General features: G+C 68.2%; 17 protein-coding genes and 5 pseudogenes. 10 read left to right on the forward strand and 12 right to left on the reverse strand.

The window, feature by feature from the left end; genetic code table 11:
- Window positions 1–170: 170 nt before the first annotated feature.
- The 4 genes and pseudogenes from OG953_RS42880 to OG953_RS42895 form a co-directional block, all read right to left on the reverse strand.
- A pseudogene (locus OG953_RS42880) lies at window positions 171–374 on the reverse strand (HNH endonuclease); the annotation flags it as partial.
- A 79-nt stretch (window positions 375–453) separates the two neighbouring features.
- A complete protein-coding gene (locus OG953_RS42885) occupies window positions 454–1,212 on the reverse strand; it encodes an IS6 family transposase (RefSeq protein ID WP_405691493.1) in 759 nt (252 codons plus the stop codon).
- A gap of 498 nt (window positions 1,213–1,710) precedes the next feature.
- Complete coding sequence (locus tag OG953_RS42890; RefSeq protein ID WP_405691495.1) at window positions 1,711–2,361, reverse strand: TetR/AcrR family transcriptional regulator; 651 nt, start codon at window positions 2,359–2,361, stop codon at window positions 1,711–1,713.
- Window positions 2,362–2,422: 61 nt separating this feature from the next.
- Window positions 2,423–3,922, reverse strand: coding sequence for an MFS transporter (locus OG953_RS42895; protein ID WP_405691497.1), 1,500 nt, complete (start codon window positions 3,920–3,922; stop codon window positions 2,423–2,425).
- Window positions 3,923–4,511: 589 nt separating this feature from the next.
- Here OG953_RS42895 and OG953_RS42900 point away from each other — a divergent pair.
- On the forward strand, window positions 4,512–4,787 hold the full coding sequence (locus tag OG953_RS42900; protein WP_405691499.1) for a hypothetical protein: 276 nt from the start codon (window positions 4,512–4,514) through the stop codon (window positions 4,785–4,787).
- 368 nt (window positions 4,788–5,155) lie between these two features.
- Here OG953_RS42900 and OG953_RS42905 read toward each other — a convergent pair whose 3' ends face one another.
- The 3 genes from OG953_RS42905 to OG953_RS42915 all read right to left on the reverse strand — a co-directional run bounded on the left by OG953_RS42905 (window position 5,156) and on the right by OG953_RS42915 (window position 6,521).
- Complete coding sequence (locus OG953_RS42905) at window positions 5,156–5,365, reverse strand: DUF6207 family protein (protein ID WP_405691501.1); 210 nt, start codon at window positions 5,363–5,365, stop codon at window positions 5,156–5,158.
- 293 nt (window positions 5,366–5,658) lie between these two features.
- Window positions 5,659–6,231, reverse strand: coding sequence for an HD family hydrolase (locus OG953_RS42910; RefSeq protein ID WP_405691503.1), 573 nt, complete (start codon window positions 6,229–6,231; stop codon window positions 5,659–5,661).
- A gap of 17 nt (window positions 6,232–6,248) precedes the next feature.
- On the reverse strand, window positions 6,249–6,521 hold the full coding sequence (locus OG953_RS42915; RefSeq protein WP_405691505.1) for a hypothetical protein: 273 nt from the start codon (window positions 6,519–6,521) through the stop codon (window positions 6,249–6,251).
- A gap of 270 nt (window positions 6,522–6,791) precedes the next feature.
- Here OG953_RS42915 and OG953_RS42920 point away from each other — a divergent pair.
- From OG953_RS42920 to OG953_RS42930, 3 genes and pseudogenes are all read left to right on the forward strand, one after another.
- Window positions 6,792–7,055: pseudogene (locus OG953_RS42920) on the forward strand (heavy metal translocating P-type ATPase); the annotation flags it as partial.
- A gap of 155 nt (window positions 7,056–7,210) precedes the next feature.
- Window positions 7,211–8,389 (forward strand): IS701 family transposase, encoded by a 1,179-nt coding sequence (locus OG953_RS42925; protein ID WP_405691506.1) that lies wholly within the window; start codon window positions 7,211–7,213, stop codon window positions 8,387–8,389.
- Window positions 8,390–8,550: 161 nt separating this feature from the next.
- Window positions 8,551–9,425, forward strand: a pseudogene (locus tag OG953_RS42930) (IS5 family transposase).
- Here the strand turns inward: OG953_RS42930 and OG953_RS42935 are convergent.
- The gene (locus OG953_RS42935; RefSeq protein ID WP_405692426.1) at window positions 9,426–9,737 is read right to left on the reverse strand and encodes a hypothetical protein; all 312 of its coding nucleotides are present in this window, start codon (window positions 9,735–9,737) and stop codon (window positions 9,426–9,428) included. It abuts the pseudogene before it with no gap.
- Window positions 9,738–9,754: 17 nt separating this feature from the next.
- Between OG953_RS42935 and OG953_RS42940 the strand changes: the two genes are divergently transcribed.
- The 4 genes from OG953_RS42940 (at window position 9,755) to OG953_RS42955 (ending at window position 12,737) form a co-directional block, all read left to right on the forward strand.
- The gene (locus OG953_RS42940; RefSeq protein ID WP_405691508.1) at window positions 9,755–10,477 is read left to right on the forward strand and encodes a hypothetical protein; all 723 of its coding nucleotides are present in this window, start codon (window positions 9,755–9,757) and stop codon (window positions 10,475–10,477) included.
- Window positions 10,478–10,622: 145 nt separating this feature from the next.
- The gene (locus OG953_RS42945; protein WP_405691510.1) at window positions 10,623–11,072 is read left to right on the forward strand and encodes a hypothetical protein; all 450 of its coding nucleotides are present in this window, start codon (window positions 10,623–10,625) and stop codon (window positions 11,070–11,072) included.
- Between the two features lie 58 nt (window positions 11,073–11,130).
- Entirely contained in the window at window positions 11,131–11,787 is a 657-nt protein-coding gene (locus OG953_RS42950; RefSeq protein ID WP_405691512.1) for a transposase family protein, read from the forward strand.
- A gap of 293 nt (window positions 11,788–12,080) precedes the next feature.
- Window positions 12,081–12,737: a hypothetical protein gene (locus OG953_RS42955; protein ID WP_405691514.1), complete on the forward strand. Its 657-nt coding sequence runs from the start codon at window positions 12,081–12,083 to the stop codon at window positions 12,735–12,737.
- A gap of 281 nt (window positions 12,738–13,018) precedes the next feature.
- Here OG953_RS42955 and OG953_RS42960 read toward each other — a convergent pair whose 3' ends face one another.
- Together OG953_RS42960 and OG953_RS42965 are read right to left on the reverse strand one after the other, a co-directional pair.
- Window positions 13,019–13,777 (reverse strand): IS6 family transposase, encoded by a 759-nt coding sequence (locus OG953_RS42960; RefSeq protein WP_405691516.1) that lies wholly within the window; start codon window positions 13,775–13,777, stop codon window positions 13,019–13,021.
- A 349-nt stretch (window positions 13,778–14,126) separates the two neighbouring features.
- A complete protein-coding gene (locus OG953_RS42965; RefSeq protein ID WP_405691518.1) occupies window positions 14,127–14,651 on the reverse strand; it encodes a hypothetical protein in 525 nt (174 codons plus the stop codon).
- An 828-nt stretch (window positions 14,652–15,479) separates the two neighbouring features.
- Here OG953_RS42965 and OG953_RS42970 point away from each other — a divergent pair.
- A pseudogene (locus OG953_RS42970) lies at window positions 15,480–17,558 on the forward strand (DNRLRE domain-containing protein); the annotation flags it as partial.
- A 1,733-nt stretch (window positions 17,559–19,291) separates the two neighbouring features.
- Here OG953_RS42970 and OG953_RS42975 read toward each other — a convergent pair.
- A complete protein-coding gene (locus OG953_RS42975) occupies window positions 19,292–19,912 on the reverse strand; it encodes a hypothetical protein (protein WP_405691520.1) in 621 nt (206 codons plus the stop codon).
- 133 nt (window positions 19,913–20,045) lie between these two features.
- Here OG953_RS42975 and OG953_RS42980 point away from each other — a divergent pair, with 133 nt between their 5' ends.
- Window positions 20,046–20,804, forward strand: coding sequence for an IS6 family transposase (locus OG953_RS42980; RefSeq protein WP_405691522.1), 759 nt, complete (start codon window positions 20,046–20,048; stop codon window positions 20,802–20,804).
- Between the two features lie 399 nt (window positions 20,805–21,203).
- Here OG953_RS42980 and OG953_RS42985 read toward each other — a convergent pair.
- Window positions 21,204–21,464 (reverse strand): annotated as a pseudogene (locus OG953_RS42985) (transposase family protein); the annotation flags it as partial.
- Between the last annotated feature and the right edge of the window lie 159 nt (window positions 21,465–21,623).

The raw sequence follows: 21,623 nt of genomic DNA on the forward strand, positions 1-21,623 counted from the left end.
CCGCCGACGCTCGCGTACAGCTTCCATGTACGACAGCTCGACGTACAGCCCCGCGAGGTCCACCCCAACCGGAACAGCCACTCAGCAGGCCGGCTGAGCTGCCTGTACCGCCGTGCGTTCGTGGGGGGAGGGCCCCGGGAGTGCCAGGGCCCTTGTCGTGTGGTGTCTGGTTAGGGTGCGGGGGTGTAGGTGACGGTGTCACCGCCGCAGCCGGCTGCGATGTCGAGCAGGCGGTCCTTTTCCAGTTCGTCGACGGTCAGGTCCCAGCGGAGCTTGGTGGCGGTCCATTCCGAGGCGTAGCGGCACAGTGCTCCGATGGCCGGGGGGAGCCATTCGGCGGGGTCCTGGTCGGCTTTGGAGCGGTTGGACCGGGCGGGGTGCTGTCACGTTGTTGGGTTGCAGGTGCCTGACGGTGCGTCGTGGCCTGGTGGGGCCCGCGGTCCGGGCCTGTGGTCAGGCCGTGGTGGGCCGGCTGGCAGCTTGGGTGATCTGGTCCCAGATCGCGAAGCGGACGGTCATCTCGGCTCGGTGGTCGGAGGCTGTCATCAGGTGGCGGTGAGGGCGGAAGTGGGGTGAGATGCCGCTGAACGCGGACAGGAACCGCTGGGCCCCGCCGACGGAACGGAATCCCTTCATGGCGCGTTCACGCTGCCGCGTGGGCTGATGACTGTTCTCGGCCCGGTTGTTCAGGCCCTTGTGGGAACGGTGCTCCACCGAGGGCATGACCTCGCGGTGCGCCGCGCCGTAGGAACGGAGCTTGTCGGTGACGACCACCCGCGGCACCGTACGGGTCTTCTTCATCAGGCGGCGGAAGAAGCGTCCTGCCGCGGCCTTGTCCCGGCGGCTCTGCAGGAGGATGTCGAGCACGTTGCTGTCCTGGTCGACGGCCCGCCACAGGTACTTCTGCTCTCCGTCGATCTTCACGAAGACCTCGTCCAGGTGCCACTTGTCCCCGGGCCGTGGCCGACGGCGGCGCAGTCCGTCCGCGTAGGCCTGGCCGAACTTGGCGGACCAGCGGCGGATGGTCTCGTAGGAGACAATGACGCCGCGCTCGAGCATCAGCTCCTCGACCTCGCGGAAGGACAGCGGGAAGCGGAAGTACAGCCATACCGCGTGCGCGATCACCTCCACCGGGTACCGGTGGCCCTTGTACGACGGCGACGCGGACGACACGAACGAATCCCTCCCCGGCACGACCAACCAGAAGATCATCCCACCCGGCCAGTCAACGTGACAGTGCCTCATGGAGAGTTCGATAGCCATTACGCATATGAGGGGCCCCTCGGGTCGTTTGACGGCAACGGTGACGGCAACGTCAGCGGACGATGGCTGTGGCGGGTGGGTTGTCGGGGTCACAGCATCGGGTTCCGGGGGCCCGGACGCCCTCCCAGGCCGGGCGCGGCCAGCAGGATCATGATGCCCCAACATCACCCCATCGAGCGATGACAAGCCGGACATAAATTCACGTACAGCACTCTGAGGGCTGCTTCGAGGGTGACGCCGGCAAGGGCGTATCCGGCGCCGGGCGGGAACAGCGTCAGCAGGGAGAGCAGCAGGAGCGCGAAGCCGAGGTAGACGGGGGTCTTCGACGTGGGTGGTCTCGTCTGCAGTCTCAACGGGAATTCGGTGGCGCCCCCGCCCAGGGCCCGGGCGGCTGGAAGCCCTTCTCGGCACCCGGGCAGCCCTGTTGGAAGTGCGGGCAGAGCGGGGTCACGGGGCGTTCCAGAGATCCCTCAGCTCCGCCCAGGTGGGCGGGCCGACCGGTTGGATGCCGGTGTTCGCGGGGTTCCGAAGACCGCTCAGGACGAGGTCCAGGTAGCGCAGGTGCAGTTCGACCGCGCGCTCGGTGGTCGTGGGCAGGCGGGCGTTGAGGTGGGCGAGCAGCAGCAGGAGGTCGGCCGAGCTGAAGTCCGGGCGTAGTGCGCCGGACCGGTGGGCGGCGTCGACCAGGACGTCGAGTGCCGCCCGGAGGCAGTCGTCCGCGGCGTCCACTTCGTCGGTGGCGGGCAGGCGGCCCCCTATGAGAGGGAGGAGGGAGCCGGTGCCGGTGGCGGACAGCGTTGCTCGCAGGAAGGAGACGAGTGCGGCCCAGGGGTCGGGGTGGTCGGCCACGGCGGTGCCGGCCAGGGAGGCCAGGTCGTTCATGCCCTCCACACGCAGCGCCTGGGCCAAGTCCTCTTTGGCGGGGTAGCGCCGGTAGAGACTGCCCATGCCTACGCCGGCACGGCGGGCGACCTCCGAGACGGGGGCGTCCCAGCCGTGTTCGGCGAAGACTTCACGTGCCGCACGCAGGATCCGCTCGTCGTTGCGGTCGGCTTCCTTCTGGCGTCCGCGGGGCGGTCCGGTGCGGTCGGCGCGCATGCTCGTGCTCCTTCGGTGCGGCAGTCGACGCGGTTCCTGCCACGTGGGCGGGTTGACTGGGTCAGTGTGGGTTGCTGAGGACCGGAACCGGTGCTGCCAGTGCTGCCACGGTGGGCTCGGGCGTGGGCTCCTCGTGGTGCGGGCGGATGCGCAGGGCCCCGACGAGCAGGATACCGAGGGCGCCGAGCGCGGCGGCGACCCAGAAACCCACCGTGAAGGCCTTCTCGGCGGGCACGGGCGTGCCGTTCACGGTGAAGGTCTGCAGGAAGCCGACGGAGAGCTGGCTGCCCACGGCGCTGCCGACCGTCCGGATGACGGTGTTCAGCCCGTTGCCCGCGGCGATCTCGCGGCGCGGCACGAGGGCCGCGACCAGGTCGGCGAGCGCTGCGTACCCGTAGCCCGCACCGAGGCCGATCAGGCAGAACCACAGCGCGAGCTGCGTCGGGGAGCCGTGGAAGAACGCGGTGAGCACGGCTCCCGACGTCATCAGCGTCATGCATGCGGCCAGGGGTGCCCGGGCTCCGAGCCGCCCACGCAGCCAGTGCGCGGTCCGCCCGGCCAGGACGACGCAGACCGAACTCGGCAGCACCAGCAGTGCGGCCTGGACGATGGTCAGGCCGCCTCCGTAGGAGGCCGCCGGGCGGAGCGCGGGCGGCAGACCGTTGGGCAGCTGCAGCAGCTGCGGGACCAGGACGTAGAAGAAGAACGGCACGACACCGATCAGTAGCGCCGCGAGGTTGGTGACGAGCATCGGCAGATGGGTGATGTGCCGGAGGTCGAGGATCGGGTCGGACCGGCGGGCCGACACCACGCCGAGTACGGCGAAGAGCGCCACGGCGGCCGCGAAGAGCGACAGCACTCCGGCGGAGAGCCAGCCCCACTTCGTGCCTTCGGTGATCGCCAGGAGCAGGGCGACGAGCCCGCCGGCCAGGAGAACGGCCCCGGGCACGTCGACGTGCTTGCTGTGGCGTTCGGGGCTTTCCGGCACCCAGGCGATGACCATGAGGGTCGCCAGGGCGATGAACACCGCTTCGACGCCGAACATCCAGCGCCACGAGGTGTGCTGGATGATCAGGGCGCCCAGGACCAGCCCGATGCCCGCGCCGCCGCCGAGCATGGCGGCGGTGGTGCCGAAACTGGAGGCGATCCGTTCCCGGGGCATCGCTTCGCGGACGATGGCGAGGGCCAGCGGGAGCGAGGCCATGGAGGCGCCTTGCACCGCGCGCATCGCGATGAGGAAGCCGATGTTCGGGGCGGCGGCGCCCCCGAGGGTGCTCGCGAGGAATATGAGCAGGACGATCACGAGGAGCCGTCGGTGGCCGTACTTGTCGCCGAGCAGGCTCAGTACGGGGGTGAGGACGGCCCCGCCGAGCAGGAATGCGGTGATCAGCCATCCGGCCGTGGCGGTGTCGGTGTGCAGGCGTTGCGCGAGCACGGACATCGCGGGAATGACCAGGGTCTGCATCAGCGAGAAGCAGCCCACCGCGGCAAGCAGTGCCGCCAGCACCAAGTTCGGTCGCGATGCCATCGCGCCGCGGTGCTGGGTTCTGTTGTCGTCCACTGACGACTCCTTCTGAGGTTGAGGGGGCGGCAGCACGCCGCGTGGGAGCGGGGCGGTCCGCCCGGCATGGGTCGGGCCGCCGTCCCGGGCGCCGTTGTGATGGCGGCTGGGCAGGGGACGCGGAGGCGTCACGACCGCGCGTGAACCGCGTGCGCCGCACTCTCACGCCGCGACTGTCATGCCGCCCGGCCGGTGGATGCGAATCTATCGGAGCGGAGCGCTCCGTTCAAATTTGCATACAGCGATCGGCGTACAGCGATGTCCGCCGGTTCGCCTGTGCCGTCGCCGCCGGCACGGCCGGCACCGTCGAGTACGTCGCCGCCTGGGGCAACCGGACCGAACCTCCAGGAAGACATTCCCACCTTCTGGGGGGCGTGGGCAGACGGCCGGCTGGACCTCGAACAGATGCAGCAACGCGCCCAGATCACGGCGGGGCAGGTAATCGAGGAAGCGGGAGTCGAAGCCGTCGATGAGGCGGAGTTGGAGTACTGGGCAGACGGGCTCCTGGAAGCCATGGCCGAAGACTTCCGCAGCGAAAATTTCCAAGCAGCCCAGATAGACCTCGGAAGAGATCGCGAAGGCCGACATCGTGGAGCCGGACGTCGACAGGAGCGAGTTCGGCCAATGCCTCTACCGGCCGGTCAAGTGCCCTGTATGCGGTGCAGACGGTGACGTCCGCGCATCCCTGGGTAACCAGCCCAAGCACTCCTACCGCAAGAAGAAGAGAGGAAGGCTCCGCAGGAACAGGGGTGAGTTCCCCGACTACTTCGACTGCTATACCTGCGGTCTCGAACTCGACAACCGCTACGAACTCGAAGTCCTCGGCATGGCCGAGCCGTCCCAGAACGGATGGTTCGCCGACTGAAAGAACATCACCAGCTCCGGCCGCTACACCCGCAGCGAGCGCTTCCCGACGCTGCACGTCGTCCTGGCGGGCAAGGCGGGAACACCCTGCACCGGCTCCAGCGCGGTGAGCCCTGGTACGAGATCGGCGTCGATGACCCGCACCGGCGCCGAGAGCGCTACCTCGAACCGGTCGGCCGCTGACCGCCCGACGCAGCCTTGGGTATGCCCCCCGCGGCGGCTCACCCAGGCTGTGGGGCGGCGTCGGCCTGGGTGTGGCCCGCGCTGGACACCGCGCCTGGGCCGACGGCGAAAGAGGATCGATGCGCTGAGACCGCGCGTAGCCGCCGCCCCGACGATCGTGGCCCGCCCGGCATCGGCCGGCCGCATCTACTCCGTGGTGGCACGGCGTCGGCTGTCCGCGTACACCCGCGCCCTCACGCCCGCCTCTCCTGCGGCACGCCACACCAGAGTGATCCCGGAGGTGGCCCACCACTGCTGCAGGCTGTCCATCACCGCACGGATGGTGTCCTCGTCGGCGGCGGTGACGTCCAGGACCACGAGGCCCGGCTCGGTGATGTGCTGCTCGTCGATACGCATGCCCCCGATGACGACGCGGTACGGCGGCCCGGTTCGCCGGCGGCTCCGTGACCGCCCGGACGGGTGACGGCCGTAGTCACGCTGCTCTTCGCAGGTCGCGGGGGTGCCACCGGGTCCGTAGACAGAGAAGGTGCAGTCGGCGGTCTGTGACAGGACGACCTGGTCTGCTGCCCCTCACGCCGGGGCCCGCGCCACCCCAGAGGGTGCGGGCCCCGGCGACACTCGGCGGAGAGCCGACGGTGGTGCCAGGCCCGAAGGGCTGGGTGGGCTGAACCGGTCGGTTGCCGGTCGGGTTATCGGAGGTAGTTCTGCTGCCACTCCAGCGACGGCATGGACAGCGCGGCCTCGGCGAGGGCCTTCGCGGACGGTGTCTTGAGCGACGCGAGGCTGGTGTCGATCCAGTTCTGGGTGAGGGTGTAGCCCTGTTCCCGGTACTCCACCGCTTGCACCAGGCACTCGAGCTTGTCCGCGTCGCGGGCGACGACCGCCTCGGGGGTTTCGCCGGCCTCGTACTCGTCGACCGCGCTCTGCACCCCGGTACGGATGGCCGGGTGAGCGTTTGAGACCTGGTCCGCGGTCACCTCGCCGTTCGGGGCGGCCCGCAGGTAGCGGCGGCCGATGTGCGGGATGTCGCCGACGCGGGTTTCCTGGCTGTCGTGGAACAGGCACATCAGCGAGACCCGGGCCGGGTCGGCGCCTTCCATCATGGCGAGGACCGAGCCGATGATTCCGACGCGGAAGGAGTGTTCGGCAACCGACTCGGGGTGCTTGTTGCCGGTGAACCACCAGCCGGTGCGGGCGGAGCGCTTGAGCACGCCCATCTCGAAGATGAAGCCCGCGGTGCCCTTGGTGGTGTCGTCCGACATGCCATGCCTCCGATTGCTCAGGTGCGGTTGTTGTCGAGAACGTAATGGACCCTGCCCAGTTCCCGGCGTGATCGTGCTGAAAGGTGAACGCCGTCCAGTAGTTGGGCCGTGCGCTCGCGCAGCGGGGAGGCGAGCGGGCCGGCCGCCTGCGGCAGCCACGGCGCCACGGCAAGGAGCACGTGCAGGGAGTGTGCGTACAGGTCGACGAAGCCGGGTGCTTCGACCAGACCCGTGGCGAGGCCGCGCAGCAGGGTCAGCGCGTCCCAGCCGGCCAGGCCGCGGTCGCGCATGAACGTGTCGTCGCTCTGCGGGACGGGCAGCGCACCCAGCCACAGCGCCCAGTAGTTCAGGTTCGCCGCCTCGGCGGTGTCGTCGTCGGCCAGGGCACGGTCGATGAAGTCGAGCAGCGGCTGCGGGTCACCGAGCCGGGCCAGAGCGGTCGCGGTGGAGCGGGCGGCGGCCCACTGCGGCGACCATCCCCGGCGGGCGAGGACATCGCGCCGCCCGTGGAGGGTGTGCGCGGTCCACGCGGCCGCGTCCGGGCTGCGGTCGTAGGAGCCGCCGACGCCGTCATCGTCCGCGATGAACTCGCCACTGTCCCCACGGTCGTGAGCCTGTCGCGGGCGGCCCGCCGCCTGGTGGTGCAGAACCTGGTCATCGCCGCAGTGTTCATCTCCGGCCTGGTTATCTGGGACCTGGTGGGTCACCTGCCGCTGCCCCTCGGCGTGCTCGGCCACGAGGGCTCGACCGTCATCGTCGGCCTCAACGGGCTGCGGCTGCTGCGCGACGCCGCCTGGAACCGCGCCGCAAAGGACGTACGGTGAGTCGCCGCGCCAAGAAGGCCGAGAAGGCCGCCCCCGTTTCGGGGCGGCCTAGGTTCTGTCCGGCGGATCACGTGACCGCCTCGGGTTAGTACTGCAACCGCATCTGCCGTGACAGGTGCCGGATTGGCTCGTTGTTCCGACTGTGCGATGAATCGTTGACGGTTGAGCAGGTCGAGTCGTGGTCCGAGGGGATAGCCGGGTTCCATGCCCGGTTCGCCGACCGTTTCGGCAGGTCGGAGCCCCGCGAGCGGGCGTCGGACTACCTGAACGGGTTGCTCGCGCCGCTTGAGAAAAAGAACGGGTGGACGCTGTCGGAGCAGGTCGGGCAGTTGCGCCCCGACGGCGTCCAGCGCCTGCTCAACCACTCCGGCTGGGACGAGAACGCGGTCCGCGACGATGTGCGGGACTTCGTCGTGGAGACCATCGGTGCCAAGGATGCGGTGCTGATCGGCGACGACACCGGCTTCCTGAAGAAGGGCACCAAGTCCGCCGGCGTCCAGCGTCAGTACACCGGCACGGCCGGCCGCACGGAGAACAGCCAGATCGGAACATTCCTGGCCTACGCCTCCTCCAGGGGGCGGGCGTTGATCGACCGCGAGCTCTACATCCCTGTCTCCTGGACGGATGACCGTGAGCGCTGCCGCGCGGCCGGGATCGATGACGGAGTTCCCTTCGCGACCAAGAACGAGCACTTCAAGTGGATGCTGCAACGCGCCATCGACGCGGGTGTCCCGTTCGCGTGGGTCACCGCTGACGAGGCATACGGGCAGGTCAAGCACCTGCGAGTGTGGCTGGAGGAACGTCGGGTCGCGCACGTGCTGGCCACGAAGGTCAACGACACCGTGATCGCCGCGCGCGGGGCGGACGCGCGGGTGGACCAGCTGGTCGCCGCGCTGCCCCGCCAGCGGTGGAAACGGATCTCCGGCGGGGCCGGCGCGCACGGTGAGCGGATTTACGACTGGGCGCGTGTCGCGATCCGCCCGTACTGGGAGAACGGTTTCGGGCACTGGGTACTGGCTCGACGCAGCGTCAGCGACCCGAGCGAGATCGCCTACTACGTCTGCTACGGCCCGGTCGCCTCCCGACTGAAAGACCTGGTCAAAGTGGCTGCTGCGAGGTGGGCGGTGGAGGAGTGCTTCCAGACCGCGAAGGGAGAGTGCGGTCTGGACCACTACCAGGTGCGGCTCTACCGGGCCTGGTACCGCCATATCACCCTGGCCATGGCCGCCCTCGCCTACCTGACTGCCGTCCGCGCCGCAGAAGCCGCAAAAGGGGCACTCTCGACGACGAGCAGGACCTCATACCCCTCAGCGTCCCGGAAATCCGCCGGTTGATGGGCCACGTCGTCGTCACGCGCCACTGCCACAGCAACGAGCACTATCTGCACTGGTCACGCTTCCGACGACGCAGCCAGGCACGAGCCCGCCGCTCCCACTACAAACGCCGAGGCCACATTCTCCAGATGCGGTTGCAGTATTAGACCATTGTTTCGGTTGTGGGGCGGGGCGATCCTACGAACGACGAGTGGGCGCGACTTGCGCCGCATCTACCGAAGTCCGGACACCGGGGAGGGCGTTGGGTTGATCTCCGGATGGTGATCAACGGGATCTTGTTCCGGATCCGCACGGGTGTCCCGTGGCGGGACCTGCCGGAGTGGTTCGGAAGCTGGAAGACCGTGTATGAGCGCCACCGCCGGTGGTCAGCGGACGGCACCTGGGAGAGGATCCTCCAGGCCGTCCAGTCCAACGCCGACTCTCAGGGGCGGGTCGACTGGAGCATGGTGAGCGTGGACTCCACCTCGTGCCAGGCCCACCAGCACGCTGCTGGAGCGCCGCGCAGAGCGCCACGGGTTCCGAAGAGAAGATCAACGCCTCGTCAGCACCGCCCAGACGAAGGACTCGGCCGTTCTCGGGGCGGTCTGACCTGCAAGATTCACCTTGCCGGGGAGGGTGGCTGTCGGCCGCTGGCCTTTCTGGTCACACCGGGCCAGTGGGGTGACAGCCCGCAGCTGGTCCCCGTCCTCGAACGCATCCGGGTCAAGCGCCCCGGCGGTGGTCATCCGCGCACCCGCCCTGAGCACCTGGGCGGCGACAAGGCCTACAGCTCTCGCCGCAACCGCCGCTACCTGCGCAGGCGCCAGATCAAGCACACCATCCCGGAACCGAAGGACCAGCGGGCCAACCGCCAGCGCCGCGGCAGCCGAGGAGGTAGGCCGGCCGACTTCGACAAGGAGATGTACAAACGCCGGAACGAGGTCGAGCGCACGATCAACCGACTGAAGCACTCCCGAGCCGTGGCCACGCGCTTTGCGCGTATGTTTTCCACGGCACGGTCACCGTGGCCTCGATCCGCCTCTGGCTCAAGCCGTGATCAGCCCGTTCCAAGAGCGTCTGCCCGCCCCGTCAGGTCTGTGGCGATGTCGTCCCAGTCCGGTCCGTGCAGCCACAGGTTCTCGGCAGCCTCTCGCATCAACGCCGGTTCGTCGGGTCGCTGCAAGAGCACCAGCCGATAGGACAGGTTGCGGACCCAGACCGGCAGGCGGCCATCAACTATGTGCGGGCACAGCTCACGCAGCATGGCGAGGATCGAATCCGCGTCGGCGAAGGTCAGCTCCTCGACGAAGTAGTGCTCTCGGTGTTCGAGGCCGCACTCAGGCCTGGGGCGGTACTCGTCTCCGTACAGACACCGGGCATGCGCCGTTGCTGCTGCACGCGCCTGCTGGCGGCAAGGCGGAGTTCGACGAATCCGAATTCGTCGACGGCTACGCGGTCCTGCGATGGGAGAGCGCAGTCGGCGGTATTGGAGTGGCCTACTCGCTCCAGGACGGCAACACCAGCCCCCGGGCAGTCATCGACGCCTTATACGGACACCATGCAGACCGCATGGCCTCCAGGTACGCGGTTGTGGTGGTCGCCCAGGCTCGCACACAGGTCTCCGAACCATACGTACCCGAACTGGCGGCGCAGGATGTCCTCAGCGACATGGAACTCTCGGAGCTGTACAAACCCACATGGCAGCAACTGGCCGCCGCTCTGGGCACCAAGGCCCCCTACTGGTTCTCCACTCTCCGAGACCAGGACAGCATCGCTGCCTGGCGGCCCGGCACACCACCTGCCGTGGTCCCGGCCTGCCACGTCACCAACCCCATTGGCGCGCTGGTAGAACTCGCCGCTGAGGAGCCGGACGACTCTCCGGCCGCCCGGCTGTGCTGGTCCCTCGCCCGGGAGATCCGCCGCCGCGACCACGGCTCGGCCACCCGCGACATCGAAGAGCTGCGAACCAGCGCCGCCGACGGCGGGGACGGTGCCCACTTGATTCTCGGCGCTGTCCCCGCACCGCTGCGCCGCCCTGCTGAAGACCCGCTCCCCGAGATGGTCCGCCGCGCTGGCTGGCTGGCCATCACCGAAGCTGCGCCATCTTGAAGTGGCTGGTCAGGGTGCTGGTGTGATGTCGTTTCGGGGTGCTCGTGCTGGTCGTGGGCGGCAGTCTGGGGTGTAGATCGTCTGGCGGGAGTGGGTTTGTGGATTCCCGTCCGTCGTCGCGGGTGCCGCTCCTACGCTCGGGCCCATGATGGATCTCGAGGTGTTGGAGCGGATCGCCGCGCGGCGTGCGGAGCTGGACGAAGAGCAGCTGGTCAAGCAGCTGTCGGAGGTACGAGCTGAGCGCGATGAGCTGGCCGTGGCCGAGCGGGTGTGGCAGCGGATGAGCGAGCAGCTCGCCGACGAGCGCACGGAGGCCGGGTCGCCGGTGGTCCAGGTGGCAGGTCGGGCGGTACGGCCACCCCCGGACCGTGGGCCGGGGGTGGCTGAGTCCGCACTGCCGGCGGAGTACCAGCGCATCCTGACCGCGGTGCGGCAGGCCGCCGGCCCGGTCGCCACCCGGCAGATCGGCGAGGTGCTGGGCTTGGACACCGGGGTACGGGGCAAGCTGGAGCCGTTGCGCGGGAAGCTCACGAAGCTGGCCGACCGCGGCTGGCTGCACAAACGACCCGACGGGAAGTTCACCACCCGCCCGTGACCGGTCCGCACGGCGATCGGGGCGTAACCAAGGTACCCCCGGCGGCTGTTGGAATTGTGTGACGAAAACCGAAGAGCACGCCGGAGACACCGTGTCCCTGGTCTACCAGTGCCGCCTGCCGCTGTCCACGCACACCCTGCACTACCTCACCGACCTGCTGCGACGCCATCTCAAAGCGATACGGTCGAGGTGGCGGGCGCTGCCGCCCGGGAGGATCGCGGTGATTGTCTTGGCTGTGCTGCGGCACGATCAGCGCCTGGCCGACATGGCCGGCGGCAACGACATCTCCGCCACCACCATCCGGCGCTGGCGCGACGAGCTGATCCACCTGCTGGCCGCGAAGGCCCCTCGCCTGGACCGCGCCCTGAAGAAGATCGCCCGGCGGGGCGGCGAGGTCGTCCTGATCGACGGCACCCTCATCCCCACCCAGCGCCGTACCGGAGAGGCGAACCGCCCGAATTACTCCGGCAAGCATCGCCGCCACGGCCTGCACGTCCTCGCGCTGACCGACGAGCGAGGCCGTCTGGTGTGGATATCGGCCGCCCGGCCCGGCCGCACCCTACACGACGCCGAGGGCGGCACATCCACCCCGATGCTGCTGGCCCGCTCCCGCCACGCCTCCGTCCGCTCCCTGGAGCGGTACGCCCGCCCCGGCGTCGACGCGGTCGCCCGGCACGTCGCCGAACGCGACCCTGCCGCCCGCCGTCGCAGGTGAGTCCGAGCGCATCAGGGCTTCGAGATCATCTCGTTGCCCCTTTGGCGCGTATCTCGGTCACACCCCAAAAGGCCCATGAGTTCGCGCGAACTGAAGGGGCTTTGGGACGAACTCATTGGTCTTCAGCCTTGTCCGGCGGCTCTGGCCCTTGGGTTCACGGGAACCGACGGCCGGTCTTGCTCTGCGGCTGTGTCCGGGATCTCCCGGCAGCGGGATGCCTCGGCGCAGCGGTTGCGGTCGACGATCAGCTCGCTCCTCGGGGAGAATCGGCCGCCATGTGGAAGAACAGAGCCATGGTGCTCACCCTGCTGATGTCAAATGTCGTGCTGCTGACGCTCCTGGTCGCTACGTACATGCCGTCCGAGGGTGATGTTGCAATAGGCAAGGCCGTCCCCCGAGATGCGACTGTCAACCTTCCTGAACTCAAGGGTGGGGCAATCCTGGCCGCGAATCAGTGGCCGGACGCGTGCTCGTTCGTGGACCAGGAGGAGATCAAGGCGATCCTCCCTGGCGCCAAGGACATCAAACAGGAGAGCCGTCCGATCAACTCCTTGTCGATCAAGGAATTTGCTGCGGACTCCTCGTGGAAGGAGAGTGACAGGTCCGAGTCCGGCCAGTGCCTCTACAGCATGCGCCTTCCGGGCGAGACCTACGCCGCTACCCTGTTCTGGTTCCGGATCGAGGCCGTGGCCGACCCCATGTTGATTGTCAGCTACGTCGATCGTGCCGCGCTGGGAATCAATACCAACCAGGGTGCGGGGGGTGCGGATCGCTGTGTCATCACCGGGCTCCAAGAGGGCAGTTGGAACTGTCGCAAAGGCCCGCTGCTGTTCACCGTAGGCGGGCAGACCACCGTGACTTTCAAGGGCACGCCAGCCCCAGCACCTTTCGTCTGGCGGGACGATGTGCTCCCTGAGTTCGTCCGGACCATCGCCGCGAAGATCAAATAGCTTCCCCAGGAGCGGCAGAAACTACGTTCATCTGCGCGGGCCCGGTGTCGCCGAGCACAAGACCAGTCACCTCTGTGCGGCGATTGGTCGGCCCACGGACGAGGTCGACGGCTGCCGGTCCCGCCCGGCCATCGCCCCGCGCAGGAGGCGTCATCGCCGCCGGGCCGGGTCGCGGGCGGCCTGCCGGCGCCTGATGCTTGCGAGGGGTGCTGTCACGTTGTTGGGTTGCAGGTGCCTGACGGTGCGTCGTGGCCTGGTGGGCTTGCGGTCCGGGCCTGTGGTCAGGCCGTGGTGGGCCGGCCGGCAGCGCCGGTGATCTGGTCCCAGATCGCGAAGCGGACGGTCATCTCGGCTCGGTGGTCGGAGGCTGTCATCAGGTGGCGGTGAGGGCGGAAGTGGGGTGAGATGCCGCTGAACGCGGACAGGAACCGCTGGGCCCCGCCGACGGAACGGAATCCCTTCATCGCGCGTTCGCGCTGCCGCGTGGGCTGATGACTGTTCTCGGCCCGGTTGTTCAGGCCCTTGTGGGAACGGTGCTCCACCGAGGGCATGACCTCGCGGTGCGCCGCGCCGTAGGAACGGAGCTTGTCGGTGACGACCACTCGCGGCACCGTACGGGTCTTCTTCATCAGGCGGCGGAAGAAGCGTCCTGCCGCGTCCTTGTCCCGGCGGCTCTGCAGGAGGATGTCGAGCACGTTGCTGTCCTGGTCGACGGCCCGCCACAGGTACTTCTGCTCTCCGTTGATCTTCACGAAGACCTCGTCCAGGTGCCACTTGTCCCCGGGCCGTGGCCGACGGCGGCGCAGTCCGTCCGCGTAGGCCTGGCCGAACTTGGCGGACCAGCGGCGGATGGTCTCGTAGGAGACAATGACGCCGCGCTCGAGCATCAGCTCCTCGACCTCGCGGAAGGACAGCGGGAAGCGGAAGTACAGCCATACCGCGTGCGCGATCACCTCCACCGGGTACCGGTGGCCCTTGTACGACGGCGACGCGGACGACACGAACGAATCCCTCCCCGGCACGACCAACCAGAAAATCATCCTCCCGGCCAGTCAACGTGACAGTGCCCCGCCAACCCACACCTGCTGATCACCCAGAAGACGGCCGTCGAACTCGGGCCGGCGGGCAAGCTCTGGACCACCCGGGCCACCCGCAACCTCACCGCGACCCTGGAGCGACTCCGCGTCGACCGCCAGCTCGAAGAAGCCCTGACCCACGGCGCCGACCCCCTTCACCTCGCCCTCGTTTTCGGCATCGACGAGAAGACCGCCATCCGCTACGCGGACTCCGCACGGGCCTTGCTGGACCAGGCCGCTGAACAGCCATTTCGGTGAAGTCTGCTCGACCGGTACACGCCTTTGATGGGGGGAACATGCCGTCAGGGCAGAGTCAGCAACCGGGGCCGATCGGTGGAGACGATGTCAGGGCGAGCGCGGCGATCCGCAGCTCGGCCGCCCACGTCCGCTGGTCAAGCCCCAACGTGTACTCGATGCAGCACCCGCATTGCGGGATCAGCGATACGAATGATCGTTCCTCAACGGTTTCGACCTCCGTCTCCCACCAGTCGTCCGTCGCCAGGTCGGCGAGAGTGATTTCCCCGTTGATCAGCCTCGCCGCCAGCCGACGCAGCGCGTGGCGCCTTGCCAGGCCCGGATCAGGCAACTCGAGTCCGGCCTCGGAGAGCGCTTGCTCAAACGCGTCGCGGATATCTCGGGCATCCGCGTTGCGGGGCAATCCGGCGAGCTCGCGCAACGTCGGGGTGTCCAGCCCGGCCGCGAGCGCCTCGGCAGCAATCATCGGCAGGTCCTCCGGGCGGATCTCATCAGCCTGATAACGGCACGCCACCTCACCCAGAGACGTGAGGATGCTCCGCGTTGAGGACTCCGGTTCCGGTGTCGTTCCTGCTGTTCTCATGACTCGTACGATGCCAGCACCGTCCCAAGGAGGTTGCCGAAGGGGCGGTCCGCTCGGTACTCACCCCGCGTGTTCGCCTGAACCCGAAGGCCGAACCAACGAAAACACGACAGCCATCCTCGGGTTCCCGTGGAAAGACCTTCAGTTTGCGTGAACCCACGGGACTCTCGGCGCTGTTCTCGTATAGCTACGGCCAGGTGGCGTGCAGCGCTGCGTGACTTCGCCTGCACCGGGTGGTCGCCCACATCCCTCCTCGGCGTCGAGGGCCCGGACGCTTATTTCCAGCCAGAATTCACCACTCGGCACGACAATTTAGAAACCACCTGAGGCTTTGACGTCGGTTCGTCCGACATCCACGGTTTGCTCGCGAAATATCCGCGGATCGCTCGCGGAATGTCCGCGAATCGGTGACTGGCGAGTAGCCGCGTACGCCCCTCACCCTGCGCCTGTGTGTGACTAATCCGATGTTTGAGACGCCTCTCCTTTGCAAGATCAACTCCATCACGGCCTGCACAATCCGAAGCCCTCCGTACGGCCGGAACCGGACTACTGCCCTCCGCTTGGCGCGCATACCGTCGTTCGCCTGTGCGCTTCGCACAGACGATCGAATTCCCAAGAGGAAGGCATCACTTCGTGTCTCCTGACACACAGTTCTCCGGGCCGAAACGGGGCAGACGGATGTCCCGTAGGGCGACGGCAGCAGCCCTGCTGCTGGTCGCCGAGGCCGCTTTCGTCGCCGGCGGTACGGCCGTCGCGGCAACCCCCGAGCCGAAGTCGGCCCCGACGAAGGCCCAGCAGCCGTCCGAGGGCGAGATCCTCGCCTCCGACATGGCCTGGGCCGCCGCACACGCCAAGGGCTCCAAGGCGTGGGCGATCCTGGAGGCGAAGAAGACCGGCAAGAAGGTCGTCGTCACCGACGAGACGACCGAGACGACGTACACCGTCGCCAACCCCGACGGCACCCTGACCACGGAGCTCACCTCCGGTCCCGAACGCGTCTGGCGCGGCGGGAAGTGGCAGCAGGTCGACGTCTCCCTCGCCCGCGCGGCCGACGGCTCCGTGGGCGCGAAGAACCACCCCAAGGGCCTGCGCCTGGCCGGCAAGGGCGGCACCAAAGCCGCCTCCGTGCGTGCCGCGAAGGACGCCGCGCCCCGCAACCTGGTCACCCTCGGCCAGGGCGACGAGAGCGTGACGCTGCAGTGGAAGGGCGGTCTTCCGGAGCCCGATCTGGAGGGCACGCGCGCCCGCTACAAGAACGCGGTGCCCGGGGCGGACGTCATCGTGGAGGCGACCCGCACCGGCTTCGAGCAGTTCGTCGAGATCGCAGAGCGGCCGAGTGCCGGCGGCTACTCCTACACCCTCCCGGTCAAGGCCAAGGGCCTCAAAGCCAAGGCGAACCGAGACGGTTCGGTCACCTTCACCGACGTGAAGACCAATGCCGTGCGGGCCACGATGCCCGCCCCGGTCATGTGGGACGCGGCCGTCGACAAGACCTCCGGAGAGCACACCAACAGGGTCCGCGTCGACATGCAGGTCGTCGACAAGGGCGCCGGTGAGGTCGACCTGGTCGTCACCCCGGATGCCAACTACCTGGCCGACCCCGATACGCAGTACCCGGTCACCGTCGACCCGTCCACCTCCGCACTGTCGAACACCTTCGACACCTACGTGCAGCAGGGCGAGACCGTCGACTGGTCCACCGACACCGAACTCGACCTCGGCAACCCCGGCACCAAGAACGCCGACGGCACCCCGCGCACCGCACGCTCGTTCATCACCTGGAACACCACACCGATCCAGGACGCGCTCATCGTCGACACCAACCTGGCGCTGTGGAACTTCCACTCCGGCAACACCGACTGCGCCGCCTAGTCCTGGACCATCTGGGACACCAGCGCCCCCTCCACGTCCTCGCGCTGGTCCTCGCAGCCCACCTGGAAGCAGGAGTACCACTCCTCCACGCAGACCAAGGGCAACCCGGACTGCGCCGCCACCCAGCCCGACGGGTGGATCAACGCCGACGTCGACACGCTCGTCCAGTCCTGGGCGTCCGCCAAGGCCACCCGCGGCCACATGGGTCTGCGCGCCGCCACCGACGACACCAAGGCGTGGAAGCGGGTCAACTCCGCGAACAACGCGGCCAACCAGCCCAAGCTGTCCGTCACCTACAACTACCGCCCCTCCGACGGCACGAACCGGCAGGCCGGCGCGCCGTTCAAGTCGTACGCGGGCGTGTGGGCGGTGAACACCACCACCCCGACCCTGCGTGACACCTTCACCGACCCGGACGGCGACACCGTCAACGGCACCTTCCAGGTCTACGACGCCGCCACCAACACCCCCATCACCACCCCGGCCGGCGAGGGCCTACTCGTGTCCGCCTTCGTCGCCTCGGGCAAGCCGGCCTCCGTCACCGTCCCGGCCGGACAGCTCCAGGACGGCAAGACGTACAAGTTCCGCACCAACGCCTACGACGGCACGCACTACAACCTCAGCTGGTCCCCCTGGACCCAGTTCGTTGTCGATACCACCGCCCCCGGCGAGCCGACGGACATCTCCTCCACGACCTACCCGGACGACGGCAACGGCGGCGGCACGGGCGTAGCGGGAACCTTCAACGTCGACACCGGTGATGCCGGTGCCCGTGAGATCCGCTACCGGCTTGACGCCGAACTCGTCGAAAACGCCGACTCCGCTCTGCTGGACGGCACCGAAGGCGGCGAGGACAACGGCGGCACTGGCGCACCGCGTGCGGCGGCCGCTGAGTGGCAGTCCGCGCCCACGACCGGCGCCACCGGATCGTTCTCGGCCACCCCGGACCGGGTCGGCGCCCACCACGTGGAGGTCGCCACCGTGGACCGGGCCGACAACGTCGGTACCGCCGGCACCTACGGCTTCCTCGCCGGCGGGCAGGTCCGCACCAACCACGTGGTGAACATCAAGCTGCCGGACAAGCCGGCCTACAACGACGGCAAGTTTAAGTCCACCGGTGAGTGGCAGCTGATCCCCGGCTACGACGCCCGCGCCACAAAGCTGGGCCGCGCCGACGAGGACAACTGCACCGACCAGGCAGACGGCACAGTGATGTGCGCGAAGATCAAACCCGTGCGCGCCAAGGGCGGCAAGGCCACTAAGCCGTCCATCGTCACCGAACAGCTCTCCGACACCCCGCAGCCGAAGGGCAGCCGGGCCACCACGGAACTCATCCCGGCGTGCTCGGGGCTCAACCCCGACGGCACACCGAACCCCGACGAGGCGCTGTGGGGCTGGTTCACCCGCACCGAAATGTGCATGGCCGCCTACTACGAGTACTACACCTACGACAAGAAGACGAAGCAGCGCCTTTCGCAGGCCGATTTCTTCATCGACGTGCAGATCAAGCTCGACACCAAGAGCCCGGACATGAAGTACTGGGCGCGGATCCAGCCGAAGAGCTCGCCTCCGCCCACCCCGGCGATGACGAACGACATCAAGATCGATTTCGATCCTCGGTGTGACTTCGGCTGCACGGCCGCCGACACCAACTTCACCTGGGACGGCGCGATGACGTGGAAGGGCGCCAAGGAGTACGACGCCCACGAAGTCACCGGGCAGGCCACCCTCACCTACGATGTGCAAAACGACATGACCGGCGGCGCCAACGGCTCCGGCTGGGACGGCAAGTCCCGCAAGGACTCCATCCGCTCGCGGAACTTCCCCGTCGGCTTCATCGGCCCGAACTTCTCCGGCGCCTCCACCGACGACGACAGCGACCACGCGGTGACCGGCGACAACCTGTTCCAGTCCAAGTCGCGCTGCGACTTCGCCGACATCGGCCTGCCGCCCGGCTGCGTGTTCCAGGAGTACGCACCCGGCTATACCATCAAGTCCAACGAGTTCCCGGCCGCCGCCGCGCACATCTACCTGATCCGCGCAAAGATGGGCCTGAAGAACAACGGCGACGGCAACACCGGGCCGGGCACCAACCCGTTCCACCCCCTGCACTATCTGCCCATGTCCGACAAGGCGGAATACAAGGACAACCAGCGCAACACCTGGGACCGGGGAGCCAACCAGAACCGCAACAAGATCTGCGGCCGCTCCGGGCAGTACGGCTTCCAACCGCACGGGCTGACCAAGGGCGCCATCAAGCAGTACGCCCACCCCAAGAGGGACGTCGCCTCGTGTGACGAGTACTCCTTCAACGCCACCTACGAATCCGCCGGCATGCCCGCGTCCATGATGCCGTCCGGGGCGACCTCCAACGAGGTGGCCAACGGGGCAGCCTGCGTGCAGACCTACGAGGGCAAGGCCGCCGACGGGAAGATCTACCTGCGAGACGACGGCCGCTACCCCGAGCCGGACTGGCAGAACGTCTCCTGCGGGCGCTCGTCGATGGCCCTGTCGGTGAACTCCGGCGCGATGCGGCCGTTCTCCGCTTTCGCCAAGGCCTACCGCATGCTCGACAAGGACCCGTACTACGTGTACGCGCCCCTGGCCGACATCGGCTGCGACGAGGCAGTCCTCAAGGAGGTCGTGGAGTGCGAGATCACTGACCTGGACCCGGACCTCATCCCCTAGTCGGCGCTCGACGCTCGACAAAAGCTGTGTGGCGCCCCGAACCCCCTGGGACATCGGGGCGCCACATGCCCGGCAGGGCTTTAGTGCAGCGGCGCCCAGTTCGCCACGAGGAGCTCCCTCGGGTCCTGCCAGACCAGGGCCCCGTCAGCCAGGCCGGGAACCGTCCCCGAACGGCCCGGGGAGGGCATCAACGCCCCCCTGCCGTCCTTGACCGCCTCCACCACCGCCGCCAGCAGGTCGGCGAAGGACATCCCCCCCGGCTCCCCCGGGGCGTCCTCCATAGACCAGGCGCCCAACCGTCCACTGCCGCAGTCGATGGTGGAGCCCATCCAAGGCTCGTTCACCTCGTTCGTGGTCAGCGGAAGCCACAACCGGCCCCAGTCCTCATCGAACGAATCGCACAGGTCATCGCGAATGTCGGCAGCCGTCGCCACCGGCAGCAACGCGTGCTGATCCAAGAACAGACCCGCGCCGGAGTCGGCGTCATCAACTATGCCGTCGTTGACAGCCCACACCGCGCGCAGCCCAGGATCCAAAGCGAACCCCATGCGCGCCTCCACCCGGGCCAGCGCCTCTTCGCCAGCACCAGGCCGAAGACAGGTCGCTGAAACGGGGGCACGGTCGACAAGCCAGGCGGTCAGCTCCCGCCACAGCGCCACGGCCCGTCCAGCGTCGTCGCCTACATCTTGTTCATCGCTCATCCCGCCAACCTATCGGCGGGCAGAAGGGAAGCGACGGCAAGATCCACCTCCGCGACGACGGGCGATACCCCGAGCCGGACTGGGACAACGTCAAGTGCGGCCGGGGCACTGTCACGTTGACTGGCCGGGTGGGATGATTTTCTGGTTGGTCGTGCCGGGGAGGGATTCGTTCGTGTCGTCCGCGTCGCCGTCGTACAGGGGCCACCGGTACCCGGTGGAGGTGATCGCGCACGCGGTATGGCTGTACTTCCGCTTCCCGCTGTCCTTCCGCGAGGTCGAGGAGCTGATGCTCGAGCGCGGCGTCATCGTTTTCTACGAGACCATCCGCCGCTGGTCCGCCAAGTTCGGCCAGGCCTACGCGGACGGACTGCGCCGCCGTCGGCCACGGCCCGGGGACAAGTGGCACCTGGACGAGGTCTTCGTGAAGATCAGCGGAGAGCAGAAGTACCTGTGGCGGGCCGTCGACCAGGACGGCAACGTGCTCGACATCCTCCTGCAGAGCCGCCGGGACAAGGCCGCGGCAGGACGCTTCTTCCGCCGCCTGATGAAGAAGACCCGTACGGTGCCGCGGGTGGTCGTCACCGACAAGCTCCGTTCCTACGGCGCGGCGCACCGCGAGGTCATGCCCTCGGTGGAACACCGTTCCCACAAGGGCCTGAACAACCGGGCCGAGAACAGTCATCAGCCCACCCGGCAGCGCGAACGCGCCATGAAGGGATTCCGTTCCGTCGGCGGGGCCCAGCGGTTCCTGTCCGCGTTCAGCGGCATCTCACCCCACTTCCGCCCTCACCGCCACCTGATGACAGCCTCCCACCACCGAGCCGAGATGACCGTCCGCTTCGCGATCTGGGACCAGATCACCGGCACTGCCGGCCGGCCCACCACAGCCTGACCACAGGCCCGGACCGCGGGCCCCACCAGGCCGCAACGCACCGTCAGGCACCTGCAACCCAACAACGTGACAGCGCCCCTCCACGCGTTCGCGGGTCTCGGCGTTGATCAGGATCGTGGCGTAGCGGTGGCCGCGCCGCAGTGCGAAGTCGTCCACACCGAGAACCGCGGGCACCGCCGAGGTGGGCAGGGGGATGCGTAACAGGCAGGTCAGCATGCTCGCCCACGACAGGGTCTGGTGCAGATGGACCAGCAACCGGGCCCCGGCTCTCCCGGCCAGGGCCGTCGCGACCGACGCGATCACCTTCTGCAGGGCGGGGGTCCGCCGCTGGTAGCGCACCGTCAGCCCGGGGACCTGCTCGACGAACGTGGTCTTGGAACAGTCCGGGTTCTCGCAGTACAAGCGGCGCACCGACACGTCGATCACCACCGGTCTCCCGCCGATCGCCTCGTCGGCGACATGCCGCACGTACCGGCTGTGCTCCCACGCCGATTCCTGCCCGCAGCCCGGGCAGATCACCGAGACCCCGGCGGTAGTCCGCACCGTGATCCTGACCAGGCCCTCGCCTGCCTCCACCGCCTCGACCAGCACCGAAGCCAGGTGGGGAAGCAGCGCCGTCAACTCGACATCACATGCCACCAGCCTTCCCCACCAAGGCACTTGCCGAGGCCGATACCGCAAAGTCGATCAACGGCTACGAAAATCTTGTCAGAGCCTGATTCCTGATAGACCCACCCGCGCAAGGCGAGCTGACGCGGCAGAGATGTCGTGTACAGAGCCAATCCGGTGCCCGGTGTGGTGTGCGCGGGCGTCGGGTGT

The sequence above is a fragment of the Streptomyces sp. NBC_00057 genome (assembly GCF_045041165.1).
Lineage (GTDB): Bacteria > Actinomycetota > Actinomycetes > Streptomycetales > Streptomycetaceae > Streptomyces.